Genomic DNA, 26,413 nt, shown 5'->3' on the forward strand with positions numbered 1-26,413 from the left:
ATAAATCATATGGGCGTAAAACTGTTGAGAACAGAGCCTGATAAAAATGGAGGGGGCTTTAGCCCCCTCATGAGCCTTGCAGAACGCCTAGCAATTGGTGCTGACACATGGATCAAAGAAGTGTTTTTCTTGATTAAGAATTGGAATGGAATTTGCGTTGAAGGTAACAAAGAGCGTCCAACTATCATTGTTACCAGCGCAGCACAAAAACTCGCGGCTGAAAAACTTGTAGAAGTTATTGAGCGCGGCAGTTTTTAAGTTATGATCACAGCCCTAATAGTTTAGGGCTGCTTTGCTTTCAACCGAGTCAAGTATAGAACGGTCTTGCTTGATTTTATTACTTTTGGAGATTTCAAAGTGGAAGAAATTTTCTTTACTAGAAGTAAAGGCAGAGTTAACAAGATGCTAACTGTTTATAGTGACGGCATTCAATTTAAACTGCACTACCGTATTTTTGACCGAACAAATCCCTCAAAAATTGAACGGGCGAATGGTGCAAAGGAAAAACGGTTTGAAGTATTTAATCAAGTTTTTTATATTGGCGTGAATGATATTCTCATACCAGAAAATTATCCAATGCTCGAATTAACGAATAAATTTATTAATTTCATTGAAGAAGAGAAAAATCATGAAAATTAAACCTGATTATAGGGGTGATCTCGCAGAAGCTTTACGGCTTAAAACTGGTTGGTCACAGCAAAAGTTGGCTGATTTTTTTGGTATGACATTAAACTCATGGCAAAAAAAGGAACAAAACGATACGAGGGTTTCGGTTGCAGAATATCACTGGATAAAATTACTTTTAAACGAGCATCCCGAATATATCTTGCTTCCTCGTTTACAAGAAAACAGTAATCAAAATGATATGGAAGAGTTAGCAGGGATTGAAAATTTAGAAATAAAAATCCTACGCGAACAACTTCAAAATGCGTTGGCAGAAAATGATAAATTAAAGATGGATAATTCACTTAAATAATTAAATCTTTTCTGGCTGGCGTTCCCCCTACGGGGTCGCTACGTTGTGCTACGCATCGAGCCAGGCAAGCTGTCTCGCCCCTTCGGGCTGCCATCGCTAACGTTAATTTTTTTCTGTTCAATCAATATTCCTTTTCCTTTCATAGCTTTCATCATTATTACGCCGCTAGGTGCGCCATATGGCGCACCAATCCCCCGTAAATCACTACAGAAACGTCTGTAAGCCGTTCCTGTAGCTCAACGGGGCTTGATGGGCTGTCAGAGTCGCCTGATAGCCTGTATTGGCTTTGCAGGGCGAGGGAATGGATCGCCATATCTATTTGATACTGATTTTCCCGGCGAATGGCTGCCGTGGAATTATTTAGAGATCTGTGCGGTCGCCTTCCATGCCCTAACGGGCATACAAAACAAAGAGATAGAGAAATAAAACTTGATATTACATACTATAATATGTAATATATAACACATGGAAGCAACGTTGCTTACCAATAAAGGCCAGTAGGCCAGGAGATATAAAATGAAAGTAAACAAGCCAACCAATGCAGTAGAAGCCGCTCGTGTGATGCTGGATGTACTGGCAAAGGGTTTTGATGTACACACTGCCCGCCGTGAAGCAATGATTGATTCCTTGCCGCTGGAAGAAAAAAACAAAATCATCACTTGCTGCCATAGAAGTGCTAGCGATGCACGTAACGCTTTAAATAATATGCTCGATCATATCGAACCAGAATCTCAGGAACAGGATGCTATGGTGTCTGGATTCTCTACAATGAAAGTTAACCTGATTGCTGAAAGATCACGGATGAACTTTTTCCCTGCTGCTTTTGGTGGTGCATTTGTTCGTGGGCAAAATGGCCTTTATAATTTCATGAGTAAATATTCATCTAACTATAATGGTGGATACTGGGAGTTTTATACTTGTGCTAATGGGGCTTATTTTGCAGCACCAGATGATAATGAATATGAACTATCGTTACCTAATTATTTTACAGAAACGGTATCGGCAAAGGTAGCAGGCATCATTTCAATGTTTTATGTATATTCTGACTTGATCGCTATTGCACACAGCAGGGACTATCACAATTTGCAGGAATATTTAACCAAACATTATTACTTGCTTAGAGAATTTGTTAATACTTTAAGCGCAGAGGATTACTTGCTGGTAATGAGAGCCATTGATTAAATAGCATGGGGGGCGTTGCGCCCCCTTTTCATAAATCTAAATGGGTTCTATTTATGTCTTTATGCAAGTCAGACCAAGATGAAATGAAGTTAATTATTAAAAACATGCAGTCTCAAATAAATAGTAGGAGGGGTGAGATTGGTTTTAGAAAATTAACTCAGGATGAAGTTATATTTGAAGTTTTAAAAACCGTGGCAGCTAATAAAGGATTTTATGTTGCTGGTACTTTTTTAAAATAATAAACATTTATTCTTGATTGGTTGAATTTAATATAATTATATATATAATAAGAAGTGTGGCAATTGCCATAGCGGAACCCCGCCGACTCGGGAGAGATATTTAATCATGGTTAATGAAATTGTTTTTGAAGGTAACAAAATTTCAGTTAATGATGTTTTTGTTTCTATATGGGGATGTGAGCAAACTAATGTTCATTTCTACCAGGTTGTCGCCGTATCTGGTAAAAGTACTGTTAAGTTACGGGAAATTGAAACCTGGACGGTACAAGATGATGACATTTCATTACAGGGGAAAAAATACGCCAAACTTAATCATTTTAAAAATGATGAAGTTATCGTTAAGCGTTTACTAAAAAATCATGATAAGCCATCAGTAAGAGATGATTATACAGTAATGAATAAAACCAACCCATTTAAAGGGTATAGATTTTCTAGTTACGCCTAATAAAACGAAAACATGGTTAAGACCATGTTTTTTTTCGTGGATATTGAAATAAATATAATTATATATATAATAAGTGATGTGGCAAAGGCCATAACGGAACCCCGCCGACTCGGGAGAAGGTATTTTATATGATCCGTACTAATCATGGTTTACACACTCCAAGCCAATCACTTGCTACTCAAGTTTCAGGGCAACCAATTTCTGATGATGATTTAATTTCTTTAGGTCAAACTCTTATCCGTAATGAAGAACAGGGCTTACCAACCCGCATTCCTTCCCTCAAAGGCTGGCAGTTAGAGTCATTGTTAAAGTTTATTAAACGGTCACGTAAATTTAACTAACAGAAAAAACGGCGCAATGCATGCATTGCGCCGTTAGGGTTCCCTATGATTGCTTTCCCGAACGGTTTTGATCTTCCTTTCCTTGATAGCCTGGCTAAAACTATTGGCGATAGTTGGGTTGTGAATAAAGGTTTGAGTAATGGTAAGCCCACAGTCTACTTAACCAATAAAAATAATCGTGATCATCTTATTTCTCTTCACCCATCTAATGGTAAATACGCAATAGCTTCACAGATAAATTATTGCGTTTTTGGGGGAATGTCGGAGCATAGTAAAATGCATGCTTCTGTTTCCCGGAGCGCTTATCAGATTGGACGCGAAGTTAAACGCCGTCTGTTTATTGGTTATGATGAAGCCATTGCAGCACGAAAGGCCGAAGTATTGAAGTGGAAAACTGAGCAAATTAGAGGCCAGCTTGTTATTGATGCTCTTTCGCGGTTGGTTTCCGTTTATCAATCCGCGCGATCTGACATGAAACTTTGCCTTAGAAGGTGGCACCGTAGTAAACCTGATATTGAAGTCACTCGCTATTATAGTGATGGTGATAGATTTGATTTAAATATTGGAAATGTTGATGGTGAATTATTGGTGAAAATTACCGCATTAATAAAGACTCATGAAAAGGAAAATTAATGTCTGTTTGGTATTTTGATGAAGTGGAAAAAATTAATAAAAAATACCTGTTTCAAATTGAAAAGTTCCAGAATCACTTTTTAGTTACAGCATCCACTTTCAGGCGTTTTGAAGGGACTGACTACAAGCTCATGTCTACAGGTTCATGGCGAGCGGAAAAACTTGCTGATCTAGAGGGGTTAGAATGCATGAGATCCCGGCAGGGAAAAAGTTTCTACATAGTGATTTTTTTTGCATGCAAAAAAAACTGAATGTGTGACACCTTCGGCTCCGCAACATTTCATGTTGCGTCGTCAATCCAACTCAGCTAACCATGCATAGCATGATAAGCTTCGCGGAACCCCTTACGGGTTTCCGGCCATACGGCTATGGCTTGATGTCTAAAGAAATGAAAGCGCCGCATAACGCTATTTACGGCGTTTTTTTTGTTTTGTGGTAGGGGGGTATTGGTTGTGGTAAGTTATGGCTTTGTGGTGCCTTTTTGGTGCCTTTATTTTGATATTTAGCCAAGGCTCTACCAGCGCCTTCCTGTTTTAATTGCATTTCTTTCTGCTTCATCAAAAAACTCTGCTCGTTTTTCTTGAGGCATACTTTCAAGTGCAAGGAGAGCCGCTCTGACTACATTTGTTTTTGTTATAGGCTTCTTCTGTGTGGGGCGTTCGGAAAGTCGCGTTAATCTTTGGGTTTCATCCAGGCTCAAAGATATAAGGATTTTCTGGTGAATTTGCTCAGTCATTACCGCCCCTGTTTGTCTCAGTGTTAATAATCATCGCCGGGTTTCCTTCACAGATCCCGCAAAGCACAACCAAGCTTTTTTCCCCCAGGCGTTAGTTTTGCACTCCGGGCATGTAAATTTAAAACGCGTTTGCTTTTCCTCTATCGGTTTAAATACCAGAGCTTCAAAGTGATCTGCGGCATCAGGATTACCTAATGCATCATCTTCATCTTCGACGGGCAAAGAGGATAACCCACCTTGTAAAGAGATTGCACTCTGAGTAACGGGAGGAAATCGGTCTATCCACGTTAGTGTAAAATCTTTAGTCATTAGCTCTTTGCAGAATTTGTCAAATTGACCATTACTGACAATGTAATGGGACATTTGATCGCCAGTTTTAGAACCCCCTTCTAAACCAGTACTAGAAGGGTAAAGGCCAATATTGATCATCCACTCAGCCCATTGACGGTTATGATACCGACCCCGCCCAGGCTTGCCATTGTGTTCTTGATCCAAATGCACCATTTCGTGAACAAGCACTGAAAGAGTTTCCTCGATGGGGCAGATCCCAAAATATGACGGATTCATTGCGATTTCATCCGTGTAAAGCTTGCTGTCACGGGCGACAAATCGGTTACTTGAAAAGTACCCCTGAGTTCGTTTTTCGCGCTGCAACGTTATTAAGCAAGATGGCAGCCGCGAGTTAAAAAGAGTGCGATTGAAGAAATCATATGCTTCTTGCAGTTCACGGTAGGTATCTGTTGTAGGTATCGAGGTATTCATGATGGCCTCTTTGTATTGTACATTACAATTGCATTGTACAATACAATTCTAAAAAAAGAAAAGGGCTTGCGCCCTTTTTTTAGAAAGTAAAATATACAAATGAACCAGCTAGAAGAGAGCAAGCAATAATACAAGTATACGTTAGCATCGTATTTTTTTTGATTGCTTTAGGAGTAACAATTTTAATTCATTATTACTTTCTTTCTCTGCTTTTTTCACATCTTTTAATGTGTTTATCAATTCTCTAGAAGCCTCCTCTAATCTCCGAGTAATGGCTTCGGATTCTCGATTAACCTTATCAATATTCGCCTGGCTTTTCTTCACCGCTTCCTGAACATTGGAATCAACACGACTTAGGTTTTCTACTAGTTCCGCAACATCCTCCATTACGGTAACTGCAAGGGTTTCAATTAGAGATTGCGACTTCATAATTATTTACCAACTAAGGTACGATAAACACCATCTAGATTATCTTTCGCAGAACGTGCAAGCCGTGTCATTGAAATCATGCGAACGGCAGTACGTTTTTCATCTTCACTCTTTGATTCCTTCATTTTCACGCGCCAATCGGTGCCATCATTTAATAGTTGTTCTATTGTTGTTTTGTAGGTTTTGAGCAATGGATAAATTTCTGATGTTTCCACTTTAGCCGCTGGCGAAAGAACAAAATTCTTTTCTTCTTTGTTCATTGCAAATAACGGATAGAACACATCCTCAACATCATCATCAACATCTACCTTATTCATGACGACTTTGATTTTTTTAGGTGATACACCAAGCGCATTTAATGCTCTTATCGTGGACATGGTATCATCAATCTGTTTTGATTCTTTTACCGCCGGAATGATGAAATAATCAAATTCCTCATGCGAACCCGCATATTGACGCATCAATTTCATTAAATCTTCTACGTTACTAGCACCAACATCAATAATGGCATTGTCAGTCATCATCATTTCTTCAAGGATAGCGCCATAATCTTTACCACGAACCTTTTCAGCATCACTCCCTGAGTTAATACTTTCAACTGTTAAATACAACGCATTCGGAATTCTTGGAAGAAACAGATTTTCCGCGAGGGTTGTTTTACCATTATTACCAGAGAAATTAATAGTAGCAACTTTCATTATTTCTTTCCTTTTCCAATAGGTTTGCGCTGTGTGAGATACTTATCATTAAGTCCAGAACGTTTCTCAGCATCAAGAATTGTTTCGAAATCTGGTTTTTGCTTTTCAGTCAAATTTTCATTTTCAGCACCATCATTATTTGATGGTGTTTCAACTTCTGTATTTATTTTTGCATGCGAAAATGAATCATGCATAATTGGCTTATCATTTACAGGCACATCAGTTTTGAATCGTTGATAATATTTTCGGAATGTCTCAAATTTCATTCCCATTTCATCAGCGATTTGCTTTAACGTCGCACCCTCTCTGATTTTATTCATTATCTCAGGCATACTGTTTCTAAATACCACACTTTTTTTAAGTCGATATTCACCATCTTTCATAACATCCCCCCTTTTTACTAATAATGATCCCTTTTTTTTCACCTGTCAAATGTTCTGTCCCTTTTTTGTCCCTTTTTTGTCCCTTTTTTGTCCCTTCTTTGTCTCTCTTTTGTCCCTTTTATGTCTCTCTTTTGTCCCTTTTATGTATGTGTTTCTCAAAATCTGATTTAAATACTCCCTGATCGAATCCTCCCTTAACCCTTTTTGATTAATTAATAGCCGATTTTTCCTTAACCCTTAACCCTAAAAAGCCATACACAATACGCACCCTAAAAGGTGCGGTATTGCACTGATTTGAAATGATAAGTATAATTTATAGACAGGTATTTACATCATACAAAGCATAATACATATGTGTTGTTTCTCTCATGTAACTAACTGATAAATATGATTATATTGATAATACTATTCGTATTATGTTAATGAGTCAAATTGAAGGAGTGCCAATGACCAAAAAAAACTACGCTTCCAGGGTGAATTTGCTCATACCAGAAGCTCTTGAAAGCACACTTCGGGAACGTGCAAAAGGGTATGAATCATTCTCAGAATATCTTCGTTTCTTGTTGGAGAACAACAGCAATGAAGCTCAGTTTAGAGATGTAATTATTACAAATGTTTTAGAGTTACATAATAAAATAGAACTTCTTTCTACTAATGTTCGTAGTGGTTTAGACCCCGTAACAATTGAAACTCTTCTATTGTTACGAGCGTTAGCAAAACCAGAAATATTAAATAACGTTAAAGCAGAAATGCAGCGTTTAGGCATAAAACAAACGGAGCTATAAAATGGGAAGAAATGCAGATACTCATAAGCTTGGACTTATATTGACGGTTGTTGCACCAGTGATTGGCTGGCTTGCTGCTGCTAAGAAAAATGATCTGGTTATGGTAACTAATCCTAAAATAAAAGGTTTTGTTAACCTTGTTCCAGATACATTAGAGCATCCTGTTTTGTACTTATCGTCTTTAGGTGCATGTATTGCGGCAATAGTTTTTTGGGTTGTTCTGGTTAAATTAAATAACCCTGACTTTAAGGGTTATAAATATAATTACAGGTTAAGGGGTAGTGATGTAGTAAGTTCTGAGGCATTAAATAACAAAACCAATGATAGAAAGAACAAGCAAGTTATATTGGCAACAATAAAAATGCCTTTGGCGTTGGAAAATCTCCAGACATTAATAGTTGGGGCTACGGGTTCGGCTAAAACATTGATTTTAACACAAGCTATTTATTCTATTTTTCTGCGGGGCGATAGGCAGGTAATAGTTGATCCTGATGGATTTTTCACATCGCTCTTTTATAAAGAAGGGGATGTATTATTAAATCCATACGATGAACGCACACCGGGTTGGACAATTTTCAACGAAATGCGAGAAGTATATGACTTCGAGACTTATTCTTATTCTTTAGTACCATTAGGGAAAAGTTCGACTGAGGAAGAATGGAATGGATATGGACGCTTATTAGTTACAGAGGTATTTAAAAAGCTACATTCTCAAGGGGTTCGTGATTTTTCTCAAATCTATTATTGGTGTTTGAACGCGCCAGAGGAAGAACTTGAAGAGTTTTGCCGAGGTACAAAAGCAGAGTCTCTATTTGTCGGTACTGATAGAACTCTAGGTTCTGCTCGTTTTGTTTTATCTAACAAACTTTCGGCACAAATGATTATGCCAGGCGGTTCATTTTCAATTCGTGATTATTTAGCTGATCCTGATGCTGGAAATATATTTATAACATGGCGAGAAGATCAAATAGCCACATTAAAACCATTAATTTCTACATGGGTAGATATTATATGTAATGCAATCTTATCTTTGCCGGAAGATGAACAAAAAAGAATATGGTTACATACAGATGAGTTAGCTTCACTTGATAAACTCAAAGCATTAGAACCAGCATTAACAAAAGGAAGAAAGAAAGGCTTGAGAATTATTTCATGTATTCAGGCCATATCTCAGTTAGATGAAATATGGGGAACCACAGGTTCCATTACATTAAGAAGTTGCTATCGTAATTTAGTAGCTTTAGGGGGGCGCGCTCAGATGATAGAACGTCAGAAGTATTATCCGTTGCGCTCGGTGAGTTTGATGTTGTGCGTGACCGTGAAACTAAAAGCACAAGTTCTCGAGGCGGGGGTGGCAGCAGCCTTGCAGAAGGTAATGATAAAGATAGGGTTGTTACTGCAAGTGAAATTTCTAACCTGCCTGATCGAGAAGGTTACGTTGCTCTTACCAGGGGATACCCTATCGCAAAAGTAAAAGTACCGATTGTTGCGTTTAAGGCTCGTAATGAAGCCTACATACCTCGTTCATTCTTATAGGGGGGAAGATGTTAAATGTCACGGTATTGACCGCTGAGAAAGGCGCTGATGATGTTACAAAATACTTTATGGATGGTATTGATGATTATTACCAGAAGGAAGGGGAATCAAAGTCGTGGCAAGGTGCAGGGGCTGAAATTTTTGGTCTAGACGGTGAAGTAGATAAAAAAACATTTAAGGATATGCTGAACGGTAAATTGCCTGATGGTTCATTGATGGCACGAACACAGCGTAGCGATAGCAAAAACCGTATAGGCATAGACTTTACTTTTCAGGCTCCTAAATCTGTATCTCTACAGGCATTGATTGCAGGTGATTCGAATATCATTCTTGCCCATGATCGTGCAGTTGCAGCCGCCGTTACTGAGCTTGAAAAACGGGCGCAGACCAGGCAAAAAATTAACGGGAAAAACTATGTTGAAAAAACGGGAAATCTCATAGTTGCAAAGTTCAGACATGAAACGAATAGAGAGAAAGAACCGCATTTACATACGCATGCTGTTGCGTTAAATGCAACTAAACGTGCAGATGGTGAATGGCGAGCATTGGTTAACGATGAATTAATAAAGAACCCAATTTACTATGACATGATCTATAAGTCTGCCCTGGCTAAAGAACTGGAGGATTTAGGCTATGCATTAAAACTGGAGAAAAATAGTTTTGAGTTGGCACATATAAGCCGGGAGCAAATAGAGGGGATGTCTACAAGGCTCAAACAGGTTAATGAGAAGCTTTTAGATATGGGACTCAGTAGAGAAAACTCCACCGCAGCCCAACGGACTGTTGCCGCTCGAGCAACAAGAAAAAAGAAAGATAATAGTCTCGATAGAGAAGAATTGTTTAAGGAGTGGAAGAACAGCGCCAAAAAGCTATGCATTGATTTTGAGAGAAGAGATCTAAACCTTGATGGTGTTGATATGCCATTGAAAGCTATTCCAGTATCAAAAAATATGGAAGTCATTTCTACGGAAGAAGTGGCAAAACGGGCAATGCAATTTGCAATCAACCACCATACGGAACGGCATACCATTCTCACACTTGATGAATTGAAAACTACAGCCATTAATCATGCTATGGGAAAGGCCACTTCTGATCACATCGAAAAGGAAATAATCAGGTTAAAGGAGTCTGGTAAATTAATAACAGAAGAACCCCTTTATACCGCTGTTAACTCCGAAAAAATGCTCACTCTTACTAAGACTCAGTGGATTAAAGAAATGACTGAGTTGGGTAGAACTCGAAACGAGGCCAGGCGGCAAGTAGACCTCGCTATTGCACATGGACGGCTGATAAAGCACTCGGAACGCTTTACTACACAAAAAGCTTTGGAACAAGAAAGAAAGATTTTATCCAGCGAACGTAATGGGCGCGGGGCATCTACGCCAGTGCTGACGAATGAACAAGCTCATTCTTTCATGGATACCACCACTTTGCGTAAAGATCAGCGTGAAGCGGCTGAATTAATCTTATGTAGTGATAGCCGTATCATTGGCGTTCAAGGGCAAGCCGGGGTAGGCAAAAGTTTTATGTCCAATTCCGTTACGGAGAAACTAAAGGAAGAGGGTTATACAGTGCACACGTTAGCGCCTTATGGCTCACAGGTAAAATCTTTGCAAAAAGATGGAATGACAGAAGCACGAACAGTTGCATCGTTTCTACATACGTTAAGTCGTGAACATACGTTAAATGAAAAAACATTTATCTATGTGGATGAAGCCGGAGTGCTACCTAACCGCCTGTTGGCTAAATTGGCTGAGATTTCAGAAGAAACAGGCGCAAGGCTTGTTCTAATGGGAGATACAGAGCAAACAAAAGCTGTTGAAGCCGGTATCCCCTTTGCTTTACTTCAACGTAATGGTATGGATACAGCCTTGATGAATGAAATTCAAAGGCAAAAGGAAAGCCCTACATTACTTAAAGCGGTAGAACTGGCGGCTGTTGGTCGTAGTCTTGAGTCTTTGGCTCTTATCACACAGGTTAGTGAAACCAAAGATTCATTTCTCAGATTCAAGCAAATAGCAGATGAATATATTAGTCTTACAAAAGAAGAACGAGAGCAAACGCTTGTATTAACAGGTACAAATGAAAGCCGTGAAAAAATAAACGGTCTAATTCGAGATGGTTTAAAGATCCGTGATGAAGTGAAAATTACCGCACTTTCTAGGTTTGACTCAACACAAGCCGAACGACGTTATAGCCGAAATTACAATGCTGACACTACAGCTATACGCCCTGAGAGAGATTACCCGCATGCAGGTTTGAAGAGAGGGGAAGTGTACATCGTCAAAGCGCAGGGGGAAAATAACTCACTAATCGTTGAAGCATCAAACGGTGATAGGTTATCTATAAATCCAGCACACCATAAGCATATTTCAGTATATAAGCTAGCAACTCAGCACTACGGAGTAGGGGATAAACTAGTCATTACCCGAAATGATGCAGTGCTTGATGTTGCCAATGGTGACAGGGTGACTGTCAATGCTATCGTAAATGGCGAACTCCATTTAAAAGATAAAGATAATAAAGACATTATCCTCAATACAAAGGATAAGCTTCATTTGGATTATGCATATGTATCTACGGTTCACTCAGCACAAGGATTAACTTCTAATCGAGTCATTGCAAACATTGAAGCTAAATCTAAAACAGTGAGTAAAGATTGGTATTACGTAGCTATTTCCCGAGCTAAACATGTAGTCAAAGTGTACACAGACAATCTTAAGAAGCTTCCCGCTTCTGTTGCGAGAGCCAGCACAAAACAAGCAGCAATGGAATTAAATCATAAGGTTATGGAAAAAACGCAACAAAAAAGTAAAGAACGTACTTGATGCAAAAATTTTTGCATGCAAAAGTTTTTTGCATGTAAGACAACCGTTGACACAGAGAAAGCACCATTAAATGAATGAAAAAAAACAGCGATACCTTTTGAAATTCAGACGATATACAACACTAGAAACGCTTGAAAAGGTATTTGATCACCTAAGAGATAAGGTGGCTAATGATGAACTTGATGCATTGCTTAGTGCATCAGATCACCGCCGAGCAGAAATTATACATGGTAAATTTTGGGATAAAGTACCAGCATCAGCATGGAAAAACGTCACATAATTTTACTGGTCTTATAAAATGTTAAAGGCCGTGAAGCGGTTAACTCCACGGCCTTAGCTACGTTTCCGTTATCCTCAGAAGAAGATGCGGATCAGCTCTAAAAGCACGATAACGGCTTTCAGAACCATGATGATTTTATCAATCATGCGTTTCTCCAGTAGAACTGGAGGAAGAACACCGCGACTTGCTCATACACTGCCTGTTATCGCGGTTTCTACATGGTCAGATGTTGAATGTTCCCCTCCTGCCAGAGCACTAAACACAGCACCACCTGTTTGTTCAGCCAGGACTTTTAAACTGTTCATACCCGCTACAACGGGGTTTAAGGGCAGGAGAGCCACTTAACAGAGCTAACCCGCTGATTATACAACGCCCCACCCCCGAACCGCTAATCCTGTGTTGTGGTTGACACTGAATGCCCAGGGCATATAATTAAGTGGTCAGATGTTGAATGTTCCCCTCCGGTCAGAGCACCAACTCCGCACCGGAACCGTAAAGAAGCCGACCTCACCAGTCGGTTTTTTTACGTCTGTACCTTTTCAAATCCTTCCACTGTAAGCATCCCTGTAATCCGCACCATTCACTTTTAGAGATCTTCCGACATACTGATTATGTCACCTGTGGAGATCGCTATGCGTAAGATCCGATTCACCGAGCACCAGATCATCGCCGTTCTGAAGTCTGTTGAAGCCGGGCGCACCGTCAAAGATGTGTGCCGCGAGGCCGCTATTTCCGAAGCCAGCTACTACAACTGGAAGGCGAAATATGGCGGGATGGAAGCCGCTGATATCAAAAAAATCAAAGATCTTGAAGACGAGAACCGTCGTCTGAAGCAGATGTTTGCTGATCTGAGTCTGGAATGCCGGGCGCTGAAGGACGTTATCGAAAAAAGCTTTAAAACCAGCGATAAAGCGGGAACTTGTCAGCTATCTGGCTGCACAATTTTCCATGAGCATCCGCCAGGCATGCAGGACAGTATCGCTGAGCAGGACGGTGTATTTTTATCAGCCCGATACCCGGCGTGATGAACCGGTGATCCTGGCGTTGACTGAACTGGCAGAACGCTATCCGCGATACGGATTTAAGAAGCTTTTTCAGGTGCTTCGCAGGCAGGGTAACGCCTGGAATCATAAGCGTGTTCACCGGATTTACTGCCTGCTGAAGCTCAATTTTCGCCGCAAGGGGAAACAACGTCTTCCGGTGCGCAATCCGGCTCCGCTGGCAACGCCGGAAGCACTCAACCAGTGCTGGTCGATTGATTTTATGCACGACGCGCTGACATGTGGCCGACGTTTTCGGACTTTCAACGTCGTGGATGATTTTAACCGCGAAGCTCTGGCCATAGAAATTGACCTGAATATCCCGGCGCAGCGGGTTGTGCGGGTGCTGGACAGGATAGTGGCAAACCGAGGATATCCGCTGAAGATGCGGATGGATAACGGGCCGGAACTAATATCACTGGTTCTGGCGCAGTGGGCCGAAGAGCACGGTGTGTTACTGGAATTTATCAAGCCGGGAAAGCCAACGCAGAACGCGTTTATCGAACGTTTTAACCGAACATACCGGACCGAAATACTGGATTTTTACCTGTTCAGAACACTGAATGAAGCACGGGAGATCACGGAGCGCTGGTTGGCAGAATATAACAGCGAGCGGCCTCATGAATCCCTGAATAACCTGACGCCGGAAGAATACCGGCTGATGGCTGATAACCCGGAAATCTCAAAAAGTGCGTGGAACTAAAACGGGTGTGCTTACACCACCGCACCACAACATCTTGATTACGTAAGTATTTTAAACACTACATGTAGTACATTTCATCAAACATGTTGCTGGTTTTATTGACGCAGAACAAAGTAAACCGGGCAGGGCAGAAAGGACGGGGTAAGGCAGGCTTTCTTAAAATTTCCGGGAAGCGTTTTTACCCCGTTTTCCCGCCACTGGCGGGGCTTGTCCGGGGTTTGTCAGTACATTTTTAACCCATCAGTCAGCCAGTAACCGCCTTGCCGTCTGCGCGTCGTAGCTGAATGACAATCCTTTTCCGGTCAGCACATCGAGCGAGAACACGCGCGTATAAACCTCAGTGCTCCGGGCGTACCGATGCCCCAGCAGTCCCTGTAACACCTTCTGCGGTACGCCGTTCATTAACAGATGCATGGCGAACGAGTGACGGAAGGTGTGCGGCGTGACCGTGATCGGAAACGTTACCCCGTCACCTTCTGCGCGGGTAAGGGCAGTGCTGATCCAGTTGAGCGGCGTTTGCCGGGAACGAATATCCCACACAGGAACATGCTTCACGCGCTTTCGCCAGGTGGCGAGATATTCGCGCATCCGTTGCGCGTAGGCCGCATCGAGCAGCGGCACGATCCTTACCCCCGGCTCAGGCGGTTTCCGGTAACGCAGATCGGGATGGTCAGTGTCGGCATCTTTTGCAGGTCGCCCACGCCCCCGGCTGGCTTCCCGGTTTCGCTGTTTCAGGGTTTTGAGTACCACCACGGCTTGCGGGTGGCGGCGCGACGGCTCGAGCGTAAAACACGCCGGGGTAAGTGCCAGTGCTTCATTGAGTCTCGCGCCCGTATTCCACAGCGTTTCAAAGTACATCCGGGCGGTCAGATCATCTATATAGGAAAGGAGTAAGCTGATTTCCGGGGCGAGTAAATATTTCGGCAGACCCGCGCCGAGGTGTGCGGCGTAGTCGCGCATTGTCCGGGCAGCATCGAGGGGCAGCGAACCGCCAGCCGGGAGAATGGCACCGCTGTGTAAATTCTGCAAAATCGCCGGGGGTAAGTGACTCAATTTTTTACGCTCCGCATCCTCATTCAAAAACCACTGACGCCTCCGGGCAGTCTGCCCGGACTTGTCCAGCCGTGAGCCCACCGGGAAAAAATTTCCCGGCAGTTTCCCGGCTTCGCTAAGAGTCGTGATCTGATCAGTGTATCTATTGTAGGGGTTTAGTCCGTCAGGCCAGCGCCGTGTATCTGCTACTCAGGGGTGACGAATCCTGAAAAGAGTCTTAGCGTGGTTTATTTTCCTTTTTCCAGGCTGACCCCGGCTTTGTCTCCTGTAAGAGACAAAACTCACGCCGCAGCCGTTCGCCGTGTGTCGCCGTTAAGTCGTCAGGCCAGTGCCGTTAATTATGACGCAGCGCGGCAGACAGGCCGAGCGTAATAAATCCGATCACCAGAAATAAATTTGGACATTTTTTCCGATAGTGCCGTTTTGCCTGGTCGGGTGCGTGTCCGGTTTCGGACTTTCCGGGGCGCGGTTCGCCCCTCAGATCTGGACAGCCCAGGATACAGGCACGATGCCGCCGACAGGCACCAGATGTTGTGATGAATAGATGTATGTTGTAACTATTAGAACAAGGGAAGGGCAACTGGACAGAAAAACCTGAACGTCCAATGTGGCGCGGGAATTAATACCTGCCCGTTGTGATCTGCCCGGAGCGATGCCGCCAGTGTCCCGGATACCGCCCGGAAACGCGTGAAATCTTGTTCAAAATATCTGGAGCGGTCGCAGCTGATAAACGCCACGGCCAGCGCATCGAGGGCGAAGCCGGCGTTTCAATGAATTGTTGTTTTACAGTGAGTTAGGTGTTTTGCATTGCAAAAAATGTTGGTGAGTTTTTTTGATGGTATCAGGCGGCGCGTTGCGCTACGTGAAATCTGAGATTTTGCGGGGGGATTGGAGGCAAGAATTGACGAGAGAGCGCCTGAAAAATCACCACCTCGTCGCTTACCTGAGCCGGGGTTACTTCATTTTCTTTATCACACCGGACAATAATGCAATCACATCATTAAGCTGGCTGTAATCTTCGGTTGTTGAGAAATAATCATAATGATTGCCTGTCATAAAATTATGGTGCATTTTATCGGTATTTTTTGCTGCCTCAAGTTTCATCGCATTATATTTCCCAATAAAATCTTCACTCTTATTTGCAGGCATAAACAGGCATATCTGATAAGCTTTCTGATCACAGGGATGATAATTTTTAAGCGCCATTTCAGTAATAATACTTATATCATACTGGCCTATATTCCTGTTATTACGGGAGGTGCATTCTTTATATTCATGCAGGAACTCATAGACCAGTGCCAGTAATTTCTCTCTGCGCCATTCATTCAGAGATTTTGCGCGGTTGTCTTTTGCTATCATCCAGTTAATCAGCGCCGAAAACGCCACACCAATAAACGAACCTGCTGCCCCCATCAGGGTTACATTTAAGACCGTTAATTCCATTCAAAGTCACCTGTCACGCAAACGAAAGTATCACACAGGATACGCGCCCGGCGCTGCTACAGCCAGCTCTGGCGAAGATGTACCACTTATTTAATGACTGCAACCGGAAGCTGTTTCCAGTTCGTCGTATACGCCGGGGAGAGCATTTCGCGCTTCATCTGCCAGCCTTTGTTGATCCCTTGTCCGGCAAAATTAATTCCACAGGATTCCGTCTGGTTTATCCTGTCAATCACGCGCATAAGCGCGGCGCTGTTCGCCCTGGGTGGCGTTTCATCAAACAAATCAATCTGGCCTGTACCGGGCATGAGATCGTTGAGCATGATCCCCGCTTTCTGATACCTGTACCCGTCCCGCCATACCGATTCAAGCGCCCGGACTGCCGCCGCGACAATATCGCGTGTGTCCTGCGTTGCCAGCATCAGGCGCTGGCTGGCGTTGTTGCTGTAGTAGGGATCGCGGGAAAAGGGGCTGGTACTCATGAATACCGTGATATGTCGGCAAAACTGCCTGTCGGCGCGTAACTTTTCTGCGGCACGTTCGGCATACTGACAGATCGCTTCATGCATGGCCTGTAACGTGGTGATCCGCTCGCCAAAACTGCGACTGCAAATGATTTGTTGCCTGGCGGGGTGCGATTCTACAGATACGCATGAAATCCCGTTAAGTTCCCGTACAGTGCGCTCAGTAACCACACCGAACGTCTTACGGATGAACGGTAAACTGGCATCAGCAAGCTCCAGTGCGGTATGTATACCCATTGCGCCAAGCTTCTGACTGGTTTTCCGTCCAATACCCCACACCTCGGAAGCCGGGAGCAGGTGCATTAACTTCCGCTGGCGGTGCCGTTCAGTGAGCACCACCACACCGCCCGTTGCCGTCCATGTTTTGGCGGCATGATTAGCCAGCTTTGCCAGTGTCCGGGTTTGCGCCACGCCGATCCCACAGGTCAGCCCGGTATGCTGATAAACAGTGTCCCGTACCCGTTGAGCGTAATGTTGCAGGGATTCGCTGGCCTCGATGCCGTCTACCAGCAGGAATGCTTCATCAATGCTGTAAGCTTCTGTTTTAACAGCTAATGAGTCCAGTACGGAAAATACTCTCGCACTGAGATCACCATAAAGTGTGTAGTTAGAACTGAACACGGCGACATTGTGTTTCTGTATCAGCGCATTGATCTGGAAATACGGTGCGCCGCGCTTGATACCGAGGCTTTTTGCCTGGCGGTTAAGCGCCACACAATTCCCGTCGTTGTTCGAAAGAACGCAGACGGGCTTGTCTCTCAGGTCTGGTCTGAAAAGCTGCTCACAGGCCGCATACATCGAATTTACGTCACACAGCAGGTACATGATGCCTCCTACAGAAAATCATGAATGCTGTGCGTCACGACCCCGAAAATTTCCAGTTCATCAGGATCGACGTAAATCGGGCTGTAGGCCGGATTCATGGGCATCAGACACAGGCGGGGATGGAGGCACAGTTTTTTAACCGTAAACTCACTGTCAATACAGGCAATCACAATGCTGCCATGTACCGGAGTCAGTGACCTGTCCACAACCAGCAGATCACCCGACTGAATCCCGGATTCGACCATCGACTCACCGGAAGCCCGGAGGTAGTACGAGGCCGAGGGGTGGCGAATGCAGTATTCATTCAGATCAAGTGTGGAGTCGATATAGTCCTGTGCAGGGCTGGGAAAGCCAGCCTCACATCTGTATGAGAACAAAGGTATTTTTAGATTAACGGACTGACCGGGAGAGTAGATTTCTGCTTTCATCATAAGACACCAAACAACTGTACATTTTTACAGTATAGCGAGATGAAAGGAATGCGACAATCTAAACAGGAGGGGTAAAAAAGGCCGCTGGCGCGGCCTTTCTTTAAATATTTTTAGCAAACGATGCTGCCACTATGCACAGAAGAGCAATGCTCCACAGGAAAAGACTTAATACGTTAACCGTTTCAAATGCCCACATACCGAATTTCCCTGTTGTATTTAAATCGTTATACCAGTTTATCAAGCCAGATCTCCCTCAGCCAGTACTACTGGACAGAAAAGGCTGTATGTCTAACTGCCTGGGGAATTAATACCAGGCGGTTGTGATCTGCCCGGAGTGATGCCGCCAGTGTCCCGGATGCCGCCCGGAAACGCGTGAAATCTTGTTCAAAATATCTGTAGCGGTCGCAGCTGCAAAACGACATGGCCGCCGCGCTCGATGCGCAACCGGCGCGAGTATGAATTGTTTTTTTACAGTGAGTTAGGTGTTTTGCATGGCAAAAGATATTGATGAGTTTTTTTGATGGTATCAGGAGTCGCGTTGCGCTACGTGAAATCTGAGATTTTGCGGGGGGGGATTGGGCGCAAGTATTCACGCAGGAACGCCATAAGTCAGGCCGCTTTTGCGGCCTCACCCAACGGAACGGTTTACCATCCATGAGGATAGCAAGGCCATGAAAGCCACGCATCATAAACACGGTCGTTACCTAAAGCAGCAGCATAGATCCCGCCATCAGGAAAGAAGTAGACAGGGGCACTACTTTTACTATTTTCATATTCCATTTCTATATGACCAACAATGACTGTTTTATCATTTAGAAATCCATTTAAATAGTCGCCCGGTTTAATGGCGTTAACTGACCATGCCTGTTCTATTAATTCTCTTCTCGTCGCCCGACATGCAAATCCTCGCCAGGCATCATTATTAGGATACACAGACTCACCGTGTTCACTGAGTTGCGTATATTTCTGATATTCATCTTCCGGGATAGTCTCAACATGTTTTAGGACAATGCTAAGAAATATTTCACTGAATTTATCCATTACACCGTTCCTCGTTATTAACCCAAAGATTCATTATTAATCGCGTTGGCAACTGCGTTTTTCTTATTTTTTTATCGCCTGTTACCGTTACATCAGCAAGACTCATATTGATATTAGCAATGTCACTGTAAGAAAATAAATCCGACACTATATAGTTTATTTTGTCGGTAACAGGTGTTGCTTTAAACTGATAGCCGTCAACATGAAAGTCACTCTCAACATCTAACTTAATGCCATGAGAAAGTAGTGCTTTCTCTGCCAGTTCTGAACATTCTCTGGTTGTACGTTCCTGAATATCTTTTAGCGCATTGATATAGAGAATTGTCAGTTCTTTTAGCTCTGATAGTTCGGCAGATGAATAACCAATGTTTTCTGCTTTATTGACACCATCAAGGATAGAATCAACTGACCATTGAATTGATGAATCAAATTCAATGATATGTTTAACAATGTCTGCGCATTGATAACGTTTCTTTTCATCAGCATCAGGGGCGAATTTGCTATTAAGATTAACGATCCCATGCGCTAACGACTCAGACTCCAGTATATTATCGCAGAGTTCTTCATCAGCAATTTTAATTTTCATTTCTGCTTTTCTTTTTATCATCAGCTTTCTTTAGCACTCCAATAAAAAACATAATACCACCTACAACAGCAAATATTTTCCAAAGAACGCTGACTAATACCTGAGTATGTAAAACATCATCCCCATTATCAGTCATTTCAAGCATAAAACCAAAAATTGCCACTAAAATAAATACAACACCAATCAAAAGATATTGTTTCTTTGTATATTCCACACTCTTCTCCATCTGCATTCTTTAAATTATTTGATTTCATTTCCTCTTGAATCAAGAAAAGCCGAGCGGCTTTAGAATAATAAAATCAACATAATAATACTGGCAACCCCACCTATAAAATAGATGTTCCTGCGATTTTTAATGTGGTTTTTTATGATGGGGGAGTTAGCACCCGATTTTAATGCAATATCAGTATATCTAGCCCCAGCATTGTTAGTCATTTCTGGATGGAGATACCACGCTTTCCAGAAACAACGCATTCCAAATATAGCTACTATTGATAAAAATACTATGTTAAACGGTTCCATTGGCTACCTACTCTAGTGTGAAAAAACCAGCTTTAATTAGTTTTATCGGCACGACAGCTTAGAACTCCAGCTAAAATTGCAGCACTAAAGCCAAAAATGGTCATACCAACAGGCACTACCCAGGCATAACCCGGATCTACCAGACGACTGAAATACCCAGCCAAATCAAACAGAGCATTACAGAAGAAAAGTATACCGCAAATGAGTACCAGCCAATTAATCATTGTAGTCACCATCGCGTAAATAACTTTTTTCCAGTCGCCGTAGGAAATTGTGCTATTGTTCGCGAGCTTCCACTTTTCCCAATGATCTTTTTTTGCAATTTCCAATGCGTTTTTTTATTCACTTCTACGGATAAAGCTTCATTTTCCTTTCGCTTTTTATCGAAGAATTTGGCTATCACTTTATTCTCTTTAGATGAAGTCACCGCATTAATGTATAAATTACTTAAAAAACCTCCTAATGAATGCCCCACAGATGCACTAATGTAGAGGGACAAAAAACAAAAAAGAACATATAGCATCTGAGTAAACACATCCAATTCAGAAATGCCTTGATGTTGGGTATTTTGTGCGGAATTGAAAACCATCAAGAAAATCGTCTGCGTTGGATTATATATAAACCCTAGTAAAGCCAACACACTTAATGCAAAAAGACATAACACAGTCAGAGTGATTATCGCTTGAGAAGGAAGTAAAACCCGCCAGTACAATTTACTTTGCATTAAAAGACTCCTGCGTTGTTGCAACCCAACATTTAGCTCCGTCATAATCATTTCCCCCTTCCGCTATAAATATGTGATTATCAACATCCACAGCAATAACGCCTGGACGCTCGCAGTGCGCATCACGTAAACAATTCTTCCAGCCATAGGGGTTTTCTTCCCAGATCATCACAACACCTATTGTCGCGTGTTCGGGATGCTCTTTACGCCACAAGGCGGCGATACTAACCACATCAACCATTTTTAGCCTCTTGCTCATACATCACCCCCGCCATTAACTTTGAATCAAGAAAAACCGCTGCGCGGCTTTATTTCTCTTGTTTAAAATCGCCATGACTTGAACCATTCAGCCTCACAAAAACCAACTCCCCTTCATCGTCCGCAACTTCAACACCCGGTAAATTAAGGTGTGTTTTATCTGTTACGACCGGATAGGTTTTACCAGCCGTAAAGAAATAAGCATCTTCATCCGGCCTGATACATACAAGTGCTGAGACTTTCATAACGGTTACTCATTGTGAGTTCAATACGTTAATTGTGAACTATAGTTCACAACTAAGCAAGGTAGATTATGAACTATAGTTCACTTTTATTTTTTGGCAAACCCGCTAACGCATCATTCCAGTGCTGATCCCTTTCATCATTCCCGGCAATTTTGCTTATCCATGTTTCTGACTTGCCCCAGCGTTCAGCAAGTTGAGGGCGTGTCCAGCCTTTACGCTTCATTTCTGCTTTAAATTCTTCTTTAGATGGTTTGTACATGCTGTTTTTTTATGAACTATAGTTCACAGTAGATTAGGCGATATTTGAAATTGATGCAACTGGACAGAAAGCGCTGTATGTCTAACTGCCAGGGGAATTAAAGGAGAGGGGTTCCGGTGCCTGGAACAAGCCCGGACGCAGACACCGGAGCGCCAGCCAGTGACGCCCGGACAGTTTACCGTAACGCGCCCCGGAGTGCGTAAAATCTTGTTCAAAATATCTGTAGCGGTCGCAGATGATAAACACCACGACCAGCGCATAGAGGGCGTTTCCGGTGACGGGAACAAGCCAGGACACCGCCACCGGAAGTCAGCCTGTGACACCTATTTACTTAACTTTAATTGTGGTAGTCCTTGAACATCAGAGAAAAATGTTACGCATGATTTATCAAAAACACCTTCACATGCCCAGTAAAACTCCCCTTCTTTCTTTTTACTCTTTATACGTTTTAAACTTTTATTACATTTTGGGCAAATGTGTAATGTATTTGAAGATGATTTTTTGGTATCTACTTTGGTTTTATTTTTACCATTAAAATCAGGTAAACCATTTAAATCAGGTAATGTTTTTTTGCATTGAGGCGTTTCCCTGTATCCAGTGCAAGCCCAAAACTCTCCATTTGCTCCTTTTACTTTTCGTAGAGGTCTTTTACAGTCTGGACAAATAGGCGCATTGGTAGAAATATTCAATCCATTGCTATGAAGATTTTTAATCTGAACGTAAATATAATTGTCGTTAAAATCTATAAATTCCTCTATGGTCATTTGACCATTTTTTATTAACGCTTGTTTCTCTGCCCATATTGCAGATATATCTGGTTGTGTTATTTCCGCAGGAAATGTAGCACATAGTTCCTGACCTTGCTTTGTAGTTTTCCATACAGGCTCTGAATAGCCTTTCATTTTTTCAATAACAACAAGCCCTGTATTTGCAGCTAATTTTTCAAGAATCCCCGCTCGAGTAGCCTCTGTGCCAAGCGTACCCCCGCCCTCTTTCTCTTCCAGGGCTTTACGTAACACCGGATCATGAATGAATTTACCCGGATTTTTCATAGCGGCGATCAATGTGGATGTGGTGAAGTATTTAGGCGGTTTTGTGGGTTTTTTATCAATTTCTGACAACAAACATTTACCCGTATCATTAAACTTCAAAGTGGACAGGTCAAAGCCAGTCAGTTCACATGATTCCGCTTCTTCCTCAGCATCATCTTTTTCAAGTTCTTTACTCAATATCTCCCAACCTTTATTCACCATCACACTCTGTGTGGCTGTAAAGGTGTCGCCATTTATATCAAAGTGAACTTTGGTTTTATTTCTTACCGAATCAGGATAGAACAGCCCCAGAAAATGAATGGCAACCAAGTTATATACGTGCCTTTCCTTTTGACTCAGCCGGATATTGGCACCATTTTTAATAGAAGGTACGATGGCATGATGCGCTTCACCTTCAATATTTTTGGTATTAAATGCTTTATGCTTCTGCTCTTTGTGCATTCCAGCCACGATGCCAGATAACTCAGGCATGGTCACACTGATCGCCCCGGCGATATCCGTTGCCTGATAGTAATGTTCATCAGATAAATAACGGCAATTGGTACGCGGATAACTCACCAGTTTATGCGTTTCATAAAGGCTCTGTAGGATATCAAGAGTGTCTTGCGGGCTGTAGCCATACTTTTTCGCACATATCATCTGGAGCGTCCCCAGATCGAGCGGTAACGGCGGCGCAATGCTCTCAGATTTGGTAGTGGCAATCGTCACCATTGCCTTATGGTCTTTTATCCGTTCAGCGATATGCCGTGACTGAGCTTCTGAAATAAGACGTTTTTTTCATCAACCTGATCACTCTCCACTACCTGGTATTTCGCTTTAACGGTATGGCCTTGTAACGCAATACTGCCATAAACATCATAGTAGTAACTGATTGTGTGATTTTGATTAGCAAGCGTTCTGGTGTTTATCAAACCCAGAGTAGCACTCTGTACACGCCCAACGTTCAGCACCCCATTATAGCCTTTCTCACGGCCTTTTAAGGTAAAACCTCTTGTCAGATTATAGCCAAAGCCTTGATCAGCACATGCTCGTGCTAAGGCGCTATTAGACATACCTCGAAACTTGCTATTAGGCTGCATATTCGCCAGTGATTTTTGTACTGGTGCCAAGTTGAGATCCACAATCAGCAACCGTTCAACGGGTTTTGTATTACGGGCATAATCCAGCATTTCATCAACCAGTAAACACCCCTCTTCATCAGGATCGCCTGCATGAACAATACTGGTAGCCTGATTAATCAGGGACAAAATGATATTCGTTTGCGCCGCAGTTTGCGGTTTAATTTTTAACGATGGAGGAAAAACTGTTTTTATAGGCAAATCAGCGAAATGCCATTTACTGTATTTCGCATCATAATCTTGTGGATCATATAGCTCTAACATATGCCCCACGCACCATGTTACAACATCACTACCATGCTGAAAATAGCCGCCTTTTTTTTCGGTGTCAGGATTGCCGCCCAGACCTTCAAAAATAGCTTTTGCTAATGATGGTTTTTCTGCAATAAATAATCTCATGTTCATTCCTTATGACTGTATATTTACTCTTATTGTTGAATGGAATCTAATTTAACAATCAAGCTATTTGCTTATAGTTCCCAGAGCAAAAGATGGATGTTTGTATTTTAGACATTTCAAGTAAAATATTTAGCCGCCTAATCAATGACTTTTTGCATTGCTCTTTTGATAAAATTATTACATTTTTTTAAGTACAGACATTTTCCATATATGACCAATCACATCAGGAGTCCAGACCTTCTGATAACTATATGCACTTAATATGAAAGCATTAGGATTGTAGTTTCTATACATAACCTCCCATGATTCGATGTTTTCTACATGAAGTTGTATACAGTTGTGATTACGTTCAATGTGCTTTTCACATTCACAAATCATAATAACGCCATTACAATTATTAATTGTAAAACTTGAAAACCCTACAGCATCTGATTGAACGTAGTATTTACCATTTAAAATCACGATTTCTCTCTCTATAAACCCATGGTGGAATACCATCGCTATTTTTCCATAACCCAATGGATTTTTTAAAAGCTTCATCTTGGGCATTGTAATAGAAAGGTTCATTACAATATTTTGTGTATGTCCATGCAAAGCCATTTTTCACCAATTCTAAATTGATATTAATATTGGTACTAACAACAGCTATTTCACGACCATAAGCATCAATCCCTTTAACTTCCAATCTAACAGACTGATTATTTATTAGCTTGCTTAACTCCATTTTCGACTCAAGGCCAAATGTTTGTTTCTTCTCAGGTGCATCAATGCAATATAACCTAACCTTTTTATTTACCCCATTTTCACTATAGATAAATGTATCACCATCAATAACATATTTAACTATGACATTTTTAGAAAAAACCGGATTGCAAAGAAAAAGAAAACCTATACAAAAGAGATATTTTTTTGCATGCAAAATCATTTCCCTAATCACCATCATCATTGTTAATTAAAAAATCAGTAATAGCACGCCCAGCCTTAATTGCATTATTAATTTCGGTAGGTGTTCTTCCGCGACCACTCCAGTATTTCGGCTTACCATCCTGATAATATACATACTTAGAATTAGATTCTGATTTTATATCAATAGAAGAAAGCAAGGGTTTTTTGGGGATGAGTTCATTAACTTCAACACCATCCTGTATAAGAAGATCTCTATAGTATTTGATTTTTCTTTCTCGCTCTGCAACTTGCTTTATTTTTACAATTTCTTCCTCTCTTCTTTCTTCGATAAGATCACTTAATTTATTTTTAATAGCAATAAGTAAAAACACACCATCATGCGATTTAGCAATGACACGCAAAGTATTAATATTCAGTAGGGTACGTAAATGATTCATTGGAGCACCCATTTACCAGAGTTGTTTATTTGGAAATCTTTAGGTAGTTGCCACTCTGAATTTCCAATGTAATTAACATTAAAATCTGTAAATTCATTACTAAAGTAGGTTTGACAATACGATGGTAAGTTAGATGAGATTCGCATCTTTTGAACCGGAACACACCCATCATCATATTGAGATCGCGGTCGTGAACAAACCATAAATGTTTTACGTTCTATTAAATCTTTGTTCAAAGTATCAGGTTCACACTTACCAGCACCGCTAACAATGGCATCAGTTAACTCTGGCATACCTTGCTCCTCACTTGCAGGGCAAAGCTTTAAGAAGCTTTTCCTGGCATTTAGAGTATCTTTCCATTTCCTCTTAGTAATATTGAAATAGCGATTCAACGATGGTGTGCATTCACTTGGGCGATTTCCCCCAGCTAGACATAAAGTAGCCTCACATGCGAGTCTAGTGTCACCAGTAAGCAATTCACCAGCTTCAATACTATCTGTTTTTTCAGCATATACATTGGACGCCACTACAAAAGAACAGAGAGAAAAAACAAGTACTTTAAGATTTGTCATAGTAATCCCTTTTTTTGCATGCAAA

General features: G+C 41.8%; 37 protein-coding genes and 2 pseudogenes. 15 read left to right on the forward strand and 24 right to left on the reverse strand.

All coding sequences use genetic code 11. The features are described 5' to 3' along the window. The 9 genes and pseudogenes from AC0IXI_RS24150 to AC0IXI_RS24190 all read left to right on the forward strand — a co-directional run. Positions 1-258: pseudogene (locus AC0IXI_RS24150) on the forward strand (DGQHR domain-containing protein); the annotation flags it as partial. 99 nt (positions 259-357) lie between these two features. Then, a complete protein-coding gene (locus AC0IXI_RS24155; RefSeq protein WP_471683393.1) occupies positions 358-639 on the forward strand; it encodes a hypothetical protein in 282 nt (93 codons plus the stop codon). Beyond that, the gene (locus AC0IXI_RS24160) at positions 629-976 is read left to right on the forward strand and encodes a helix-turn-helix domain-containing protein (RefSeq protein ID WP_471679414.1); all 348 of its coding nucleotides are present in this window, start codon (positions 629-631) and stop codon (positions 974-976) included. The genes AC0IXI_RS24155 and AC0IXI_RS24160 overlap by 11 nt, the downstream gene beginning before the upstream one ends. A 516-nt stretch (positions 977-1,492) precedes the next feature. Continuing rightward, positions 1,493-2,158: an antirestriction protein gene (locus AC0IXI_RS24165; RefSeq protein ID WP_471683394.1), complete on the forward strand. Its 666-nt coding sequence runs from the start codon at positions 1,493-1,495 to the stop codon at positions 2,156-2,158. 53 nt (positions 2,159-2,211) lie between these two features. Further along, positions 2,212-2,397, forward strand: coding sequence for a hypothetical protein (locus AC0IXI_RS24170; protein WP_471679412.1), 186 nt, complete (start codon positions 2,212-2,214; stop codon positions 2,395-2,397). 106 nt (positions 2,398-2,503) lie between these two features. Continuing rightward, the gene (locus AC0IXI_RS24175; protein ID WP_471679411.1) at positions 2,504-2,842 is read left to right on the forward strand and encodes a hypothetical protein; all 339 of its coding nucleotides are present in this window, start codon (positions 2,504-2,506) and stop codon (positions 2,840-2,842) included. A 128-nt stretch (positions 2,843-2,970) separates the two neighbouring features. Beyond that, positions 2,971-3,183, forward strand: coding sequence for a hypothetical protein (locus AC0IXI_RS24180; protein WP_471683395.1), 213 nt, complete (start codon positions 2,971-2,973; stop codon positions 3,181-3,183). 45 nt (positions 3,184-3,228) lie between these two features. Continuing rightward, on the forward strand, positions 3,229-3,816 hold the full coding sequence (locus AC0IXI_RS24185; RefSeq protein ID WP_471683396.1) for a hypothetical protein: 588 nt from the start codon (positions 3,229-3,231) through the stop codon (positions 3,814-3,816). After that, positions 3,816-4,067: a hypothetical protein gene (locus tag AC0IXI_RS24190; protein WP_471683397.1), complete on the forward strand. Its 252-nt coding sequence runs from the start codon at positions 3,816-3,818 to the stop codon at positions 4,065-4,067. Before AC0IXI_RS24185 ends, AC0IXI_RS24190 begins: the two co-directional genes overlap by 1 nt. 263 nt (positions 4,068-4,330) lie before the next feature. On the opposite strand, the gene AC0IXI_RS24195 is transcribed toward AC0IXI_RS24190, so the two are convergent. The 5 genes from AC0IXI_RS24195 to AC0IXI_RS24215 all read right to left on the reverse strand — a co-directional run bounded on the left by AC0IXI_RS24195 (position 4,331) and on the right by AC0IXI_RS24215 (position 6,824). Further along, positions 4,331-4,552: a hypothetical protein gene (locus tag AC0IXI_RS24195; RefSeq protein WP_471679407.1), complete on the reverse strand. Its 222-nt coding sequence runs from the start codon at positions 4,550-4,552 to the stop codon at positions 4,331-4,333. 30 nt (positions 4,553-4,582) lie between these two features. Then, positions 4,583-5,314, reverse strand: a complete 732-nt coding sequence (locus tag AC0IXI_RS24200; RefSeq protein ID WP_471683398.1) for a SprT-like domain-containing protein — start codon at positions 5,312-5,314, stop codon at positions 4,583-4,585. Between the two features lie 141 nt (positions 5,315-5,455). Further along, positions 5,456-5,743 carry a hypothetical protein gene (locus AC0IXI_RS24205; RefSeq protein ID WP_471683399.1) on the reverse strand — a complete coding sequence of 96 codons (288 nt, stop codon included), beginning with the start codon at positions 5,741-5,743 and terminating at the stop codon, positions 5,456-5,458. 2 nt (positions 5,744-5,745) lie between these two features. Continuing rightward, positions 5,746-6,441, reverse strand: a complete 696-nt coding sequence (gene stbB, locus AC0IXI_RS24210; RefSeq protein ID WP_471679404.1) for a StbB family protein — start codon at positions 6,439-6,441, stop codon at positions 5,746-5,748. Beyond that, positions 6,441-6,824, reverse strand: a complete 384-nt coding sequence (locus AC0IXI_RS24215) for a hypothetical protein (protein WP_471683400.1) — start codon at positions 6,822-6,824, stop codon at positions 6,441-6,443. Before AC0IXI_RS24215 ends, stbB begins: the two co-directional genes overlap by 1 nt. Before the next feature lie 446 nt (positions 6,825-7,270). Between AC0IXI_RS24215 and AC0IXI_RS24220 the strand changes: the two genes are divergently transcribed. From AC0IXI_RS24220 to AC0IXI_RS24240, 5 genes and pseudogenes are all read left to right on the forward strand, one after another. Then, entirely contained in the window at positions 7,271-7,609 is a 339-nt protein-coding gene (locus AC0IXI_RS24220; RefSeq protein WP_471679402.1) for a hypothetical protein, read from the forward strand. A gap of 100 nt (positions 7,610-7,709) precedes the next feature. Then, positions 7,710-8,843: pseudogene (locus AC0IXI_RS24225) on the forward strand (type IV secretion system DNA-binding domain-containing protein); the annotation flags it as partial. 74 nt (positions 8,844-8,917) lie between these two features. Continuing rightward, on the forward strand, positions 8,918-9,145 hold the full coding sequence (locus tag AC0IXI_RS24230) for a type IV secretion system DNA-binding domain-containing protein (RefSeq protein WP_471683401.1): 228 nt from the start codon (positions 8,918-8,920) through the stop codon (positions 9,143-9,145). A gap of 8 nt (positions 9,146-9,153) precedes the next feature. Continuing rightward, positions 9,154-11,973 (forward strand): MobF family relaxase, encoded by a 2,820-nt coding sequence (gene mobF / locus AC0IXI_RS24235; RefSeq protein ID WP_471679400.1) that lies wholly within the window; start codon positions 9,154-9,156, stop codon positions 11,971-11,973. 70 nt (positions 11,974-12,043) lie between these two features. Further along, the gene (locus AC0IXI_RS24240; RefSeq protein ID WP_471679399.1) at positions 12,044-12,253 is read left to right on the forward strand and encodes an Hha/YmoA family nucleoid-associated regulatory protein; all 210 of its coding nucleotides are present in this window, start codon (positions 12,044-12,046) and stop codon (positions 12,251-12,253) included. Positions 12,254-12,327: 74 nt separating this feature from the next. On the opposite strand, the gene dinQ is transcribed toward AC0IXI_RS24240, so the two are convergent. Beyond that, entirely contained in the window at positions 12,328-12,399 is a 72-nt protein-coding gene (gene dinQ / locus AC0IXI_RS24245; RefSeq protein WP_370451542.1) for a damage-inducible type I toxin DinQ, read from the reverse strand. Between the two features lie 486 nt (positions 12,400-12,885). Between dinQ and AC0IXI_RS24250 the strand changes: the two genes are divergently transcribed. After that, positions 12,886-13,996, forward strand: a protein-coding gene (locus AC0IXI_RS24250; RefSeq protein ID WP_471683402.1) for an IS3 family transposase whose coding sequence is annotated in 2 segments (ribosomal slippage) — positions 12,886-13,139 and positions 13,138-13,996 — 1,113 coding nt in all. Because the reading frame shifts where the segments join, the coding sequence is not laid out codon by codon here. A 240-nt stretch (positions 13,997-14,236) separates the two neighbouring features. On the opposite strand, the gene AC0IXI_RS24255 is transcribed toward AC0IXI_RS24250, so the two are convergent. The 18 genes from AC0IXI_RS24255 to AC0IXI_RS24340 form a co-directional block, all read right to left on the reverse strand. Next, complete coding sequence (locus tag AC0IXI_RS24255; protein ID WP_471679398.1) at positions 14,237-15,049, reverse strand: tyrosine-type recombinase/integrase; 813 nt, start codon at positions 15,047-15,049, stop codon at positions 14,237-14,239. A 954-nt stretch (positions 15,050-16,003) separates the two neighbouring features. Next, positions 16,004-16,492, reverse strand: coding sequence for a hypothetical protein (locus AC0IXI_RS24260; RefSeq protein ID WP_471679393.1), 489 nt, complete (start codon positions 16,490-16,492; stop codon positions 16,004-16,006). An 86-nt stretch (positions 16,493-16,578) separates the two neighbouring features. Beyond that, complete coding sequence (gene umuC / locus AC0IXI_RS24265) at positions 16,579-17,838, reverse strand: translesion error-prone DNA polymerase V subunit UmuC (RefSeq protein WP_471683403.1); 1,260 nt, start codon at positions 17,836-17,838, stop codon at positions 16,579-16,581. 8 nt (positions 17,839-17,846) lie between these two features. Next, entirely contained in the window at positions 17,847-18,266 is a 420-nt protein-coding gene (umuD, locus tag AC0IXI_RS24270) for a translesion error-prone DNA polymerase V autoproteolytic subunit (RefSeq protein ID WP_471679429.1), read from the reverse strand. A gap of 648 nt (positions 18,267-18,914) precedes the next feature. Next, on the reverse strand, positions 18,915-19,310 hold the full coding sequence (locus tag AC0IXI_RS24275) for a hypothetical protein (protein WP_471683404.1): 396 nt from the start codon (positions 19,308-19,310) through the stop codon (positions 18,915-18,917). Then, positions 19,303-19,896 (reverse strand): hypothetical protein, encoded by a 594-nt coding sequence (locus tag AC0IXI_RS24280; protein WP_471683405.1) that lies wholly within the window; start codon positions 19,894-19,896, stop codon positions 19,303-19,305. The genes AC0IXI_RS24275 and AC0IXI_RS24280 overlap by 8 nt, the downstream gene beginning before the upstream one ends. Continuing rightward, positions 19,886-20,110, reverse strand: a complete 225-nt coding sequence (locus AC0IXI_RS24285) for a hypothetical protein (RefSeq protein ID WP_471683406.1) — start codon at positions 20,108-20,110, stop codon at positions 19,886-19,888. The genes AC0IXI_RS24280 and AC0IXI_RS24285 overlap by 11 nt, the downstream gene beginning before the upstream one ends. Before the next feature lie 340 nt (positions 20,111-20,450). Continuing rightward, positions 20,451-20,642, reverse strand: a complete 192-nt coding sequence (locus AC0IXI_RS24290; protein ID WP_471679380.1) for a hypothetical protein — start codon at positions 20,640-20,642, stop codon at positions 20,451-20,453. 5 nt (positions 20,643-20,647) lie between these two features. Further along, complete coding sequence (locus AC0IXI_RS24295) at positions 20,648-21,142, reverse strand: hypothetical protein (RefSeq protein ID WP_471683407.1); 495 nt, start codon at positions 21,140-21,142, stop codon at positions 20,648-20,650. Further along, positions 21,132-21,401: an antirestriction protein ArdR gene (locus AC0IXI_RS24300; RefSeq protein WP_471679377.1), complete on the reverse strand. Its 270-nt coding sequence runs from the start codon at positions 21,399-21,401 to the stop codon at positions 21,132-21,134. The genes AC0IXI_RS24295 and AC0IXI_RS24300 overlap by 11 nt, the downstream gene beginning before the upstream one ends. A gap of 49 nt (positions 21,402-21,450) precedes the next feature. After that, positions 21,451-21,645: a hypothetical protein gene (locus tag AC0IXI_RS24305; protein ID WP_471683408.1), complete on the reverse strand. Its 195-nt coding sequence runs from the start codon at positions 21,643-21,645 to the stop codon at positions 21,451-21,453. Between the two features lie 73 nt (positions 21,646-21,718). Beyond that, entirely contained in the window at positions 21,719-21,904 is a 186-nt protein-coding gene (locus tag AC0IXI_RS24310; RefSeq protein WP_471683409.1) for a helix-turn-helix domain-containing protein, read from the reverse strand. Positions 21,905-21,985: 81 nt separating this feature from the next. Next, positions 21,986-22,201 carry a hypothetical protein gene (locus tag AC0IXI_RS24315; protein WP_471683410.1) on the reverse strand — a complete coding sequence of 72 codons (216 nt, stop codon included), beginning with the start codon at positions 22,199-22,201 and terminating at the stop codon, positions 21,986-21,988. A 26-nt stretch (positions 22,202-22,227) separates the two neighbouring features. Then, positions 22,228-23,667, reverse strand: a complete 1,440-nt coding sequence (locus tag AC0IXI_RS24320; RefSeq protein ID WP_471683411.1) for a DNA topoisomerase — start codon at positions 23,665-23,667, stop codon at positions 22,228-22,230. Between the two features lie 14 nt (positions 23,668-23,681). Beyond that, positions 23,682-24,473, reverse strand: coding sequence for a DNA topoisomerase (locus tag AC0IXI_RS24325; RefSeq protein ID WP_471683412.1), 792 nt, complete (start codon positions 24,471-24,473; stop codon positions 23,682-23,684). Between the two features lie 445 nt (positions 24,474-24,918). After that, the gene (locus AC0IXI_RS24330; RefSeq protein WP_471683413.1) at positions 24,919-25,398 is read right to left on the reverse strand and encodes a thermonuclease family protein; all 480 of its coding nucleotides are present in this window, start codon (positions 25,396-25,398) and stop codon (positions 24,919-24,921) included. 4 nt (positions 25,399-25,402) lie between these two features. Further along, complete coding sequence (locus tag AC0IXI_RS24335; RefSeq protein WP_471679370.1) at positions 25,403-25,816, reverse strand: H-NS family histone-like protein; 414 nt, start codon at positions 25,814-25,816, stop codon at positions 25,403-25,405. Next, positions 25,813-26,388: a TrbM/KikA/MpfK family conjugal transfer protein gene (locus AC0IXI_RS24340; protein WP_471679369.1), complete on the reverse strand. Its 576-nt coding sequence runs from the start codon at positions 26,386-26,388 to the stop codon at positions 25,813-25,815. Before AC0IXI_RS24340 ends, AC0IXI_RS24335 begins: the two co-directional genes overlap by 4 nt. Positions 26,389-26,413: the final 25 nt, after the last annotated feature.

It is taken from the genome of Buttiauxella sp. AC038 (assembly GCF_979253565.1).

Excerpts from the sequence above, each read along its gene's own strand:
- AC0IXI_RS24160 (WP_471679414.1), top strand. The coding sequence starts at position 629 with ATGAAAATTAAACCTGATTATAGGGGTGATCTCGCAGAAGCTTTACGG.
- AC0IXI_RS24165 (WP_471683394.1), top strand. The coding sequence starts at position 1,493 with ATGAAAGTAAACAAGCCAACCAATGCAGTAGAAGCCGCTCGTGTGATG.
- AC0IXI_RS24170 (WP_471679412.1), top strand. The coding sequence starts at position 2,212 with ATGTCTTTATGCAAGTCAGACCAAGATGAAATGAAGTTAATTATTAAA.
- AC0IXI_RS24175 (WP_471679411.1), top strand. The coding sequence starts at position 2,504 with ATGGTTAATGAAATTGTTTTTGAAGGTAACAAAATTTCAGTTAATGAT.
- AC0IXI_RS24180 (WP_471683395.1), top strand. The coding sequence starts at position 2,971 with ATGATCCGTACTAATCATGGTTTACACACTCCAAGCCAATCACTTGCT.
- AC0IXI_RS24185 (WP_471683396.1), top strand. The coding sequence starts at position 3,229 with ATGATTGCTTTCCCGAACGGTTTTGATCTTCCTTTCCTTGATAGCCTG.
- AC0IXI_RS24190 (WP_471683397.1), top strand. The coding sequence starts at position 3,816 with ATGTCTGTTTGGTATTTTGATGAAGTGGAAAAAATTAATAAAAAATAC.
- AC0IXI_RS24195 (WP_471679407.1), bottom strand. The coding sequence starts at position 4,552 with ATGACTGAGCAAATTCACCAGAAAATCCTTATATCTTTGAGCCTGGAT.
- AC0IXI_RS24200 (WP_471683398.1), bottom strand. The coding sequence starts at position 5,314 with ATGAATACCTCGATACCTACAACAGATACCTACCGTGAACTGCAAGAA.
- AC0IXI_RS24205 (WP_471683399.1), bottom strand. The coding sequence starts at position 5,743 with ATGAAGTCGCAATCTCTAATTGAAACCCTTGCAGTTACCGTAATGGAG.
- stbB (WP_471679404.1), bottom strand. The coding sequence starts at position 6,441 with ATGAAAGTTGCTACTATTAATTTCTCTGGTAATAATGGTAAAACAACC.
- AC0IXI_RS24215 (WP_471683400.1), bottom strand. The coding sequence starts at position 6,824 with ATGAAAGATGGTGAATATCGACTTAAAAAAAGTGTGGTATTTAGAAAC.
- AC0IXI_RS24220 (WP_471679402.1), top strand. The coding sequence starts at position 7,271 with ATGACCAAAAAAAACTACGCTTCCAGGGTGAATTTGCTCATACCAGAA.
- mobF (WP_471679400.1), top strand. The coding sequence starts at position 9,154 with ATGTTAAATGTCACGGTATTGACCGCTGAGAAAGGCGCTGATGATGTT.
- AC0IXI_RS24240 (WP_471679399.1), top strand. The coding sequence starts at position 12,044 with ATGAATGAAAAAAAACAGCGATACCTTTTGAAATTCAGACGATATACA.
- AC0IXI_RS24260 (WP_471679393.1), bottom strand. The coding sequence starts at position 16,492 with ATGGAATTAACGGTCTTAAATGTAACCCTGATGGGGGCAGCAGGTTCG.
- umuC (WP_471683403.1), bottom strand. The coding sequence starts at position 17,838 with ATGTACCTGCTGTGTGACGTAAATTCGATGTATGCGGCCTGTGAGCAG.
- umuD (WP_471679429.1), bottom strand. The coding sequence starts at position 18,266 with ATGAAAGCAGAAATCTACTCTCCCGGTCAGTCCGTTAATCTAAAAATA.
- AC0IXI_RS24275 (WP_471683404.1), bottom strand. The coding sequence starts at position 19,310 with ATGGATAAATTCAGTGAAATATTTCTTAGCATTGTCCTAAAACATGTT.
- AC0IXI_RS24280 (WP_471683405.1), bottom strand. The coding sequence starts at position 19,896 with ATGAAAATTAAAATTGCTGATGAAGAACTCTGCGATAATATACTGGAG.
- AC0IXI_RS24290 (WP_471679380.1), bottom strand. The coding sequence starts at position 20,642 with ATGATTAATTGGCTGGTACTCATTTGCGGTATACTTTTCTTCTGTAAT.
- AC0IXI_RS24295 (WP_471683407.1), bottom strand. The coding sequence starts at position 21,142 with ATGCAAAGTAAATTGTACTGGCGGGTTTTACTTCCTTCTCAAGCGATA.
- AC0IXI_RS24300 (WP_471679377.1), bottom strand. The coding sequence starts at position 21,401 with ATGAGCAAGAGGCTAAAAATGGTTGATGTGGTTAGTATCGCCGCCTTG.
- AC0IXI_RS24305 (WP_471683408.1), bottom strand. The coding sequence starts at position 21,645 with ATGAAAGTCTCAGCACTTGTATGTATCAGGCCGGATGAAGATGCTTAT.
- AC0IXI_RS24310 (WP_471683409.1), bottom strand. The coding sequence starts at position 21,904 with ATGTACAAACCATCTAAAGAAGAATTTAAAGCAGAAATGAAGCGTAAA.
- AC0IXI_RS24320 (WP_471683411.1), bottom strand. The coding sequence starts at position 23,667 with ATGGTGACGATTGCCACTACCAAATCTGAGAGCATTGCGCCGCCGTTA.
- AC0IXI_RS24325 (WP_471683412.1), bottom strand. The coding sequence starts at position 24,473 with ATGAGATTATTTATTGCAGAAAAACCATCATTAGCAAAAGCTATTTTT.
- AC0IXI_RS24330 (WP_471683413.1), bottom strand. The coding sequence starts at position 25,398 with ATGATTTTGCATGCAAAAAAATATCTCTTTTGTATAGGTTTTCTTTTT.
- AC0IXI_RS24335 (WP_471679370.1), bottom strand. The coding sequence starts at position 25,816 with ATGAATCATTTACGTACCCTACTGAATATTAATACTTTGCGTGTCATT.
- AC0IXI_RS24340 (WP_471679369.1), bottom strand. The coding sequence starts at position 26,388 with ATGACAAATCTTAAAGTACTTGTTTTTTCTCTCTGTTCTTTTGTAGTG.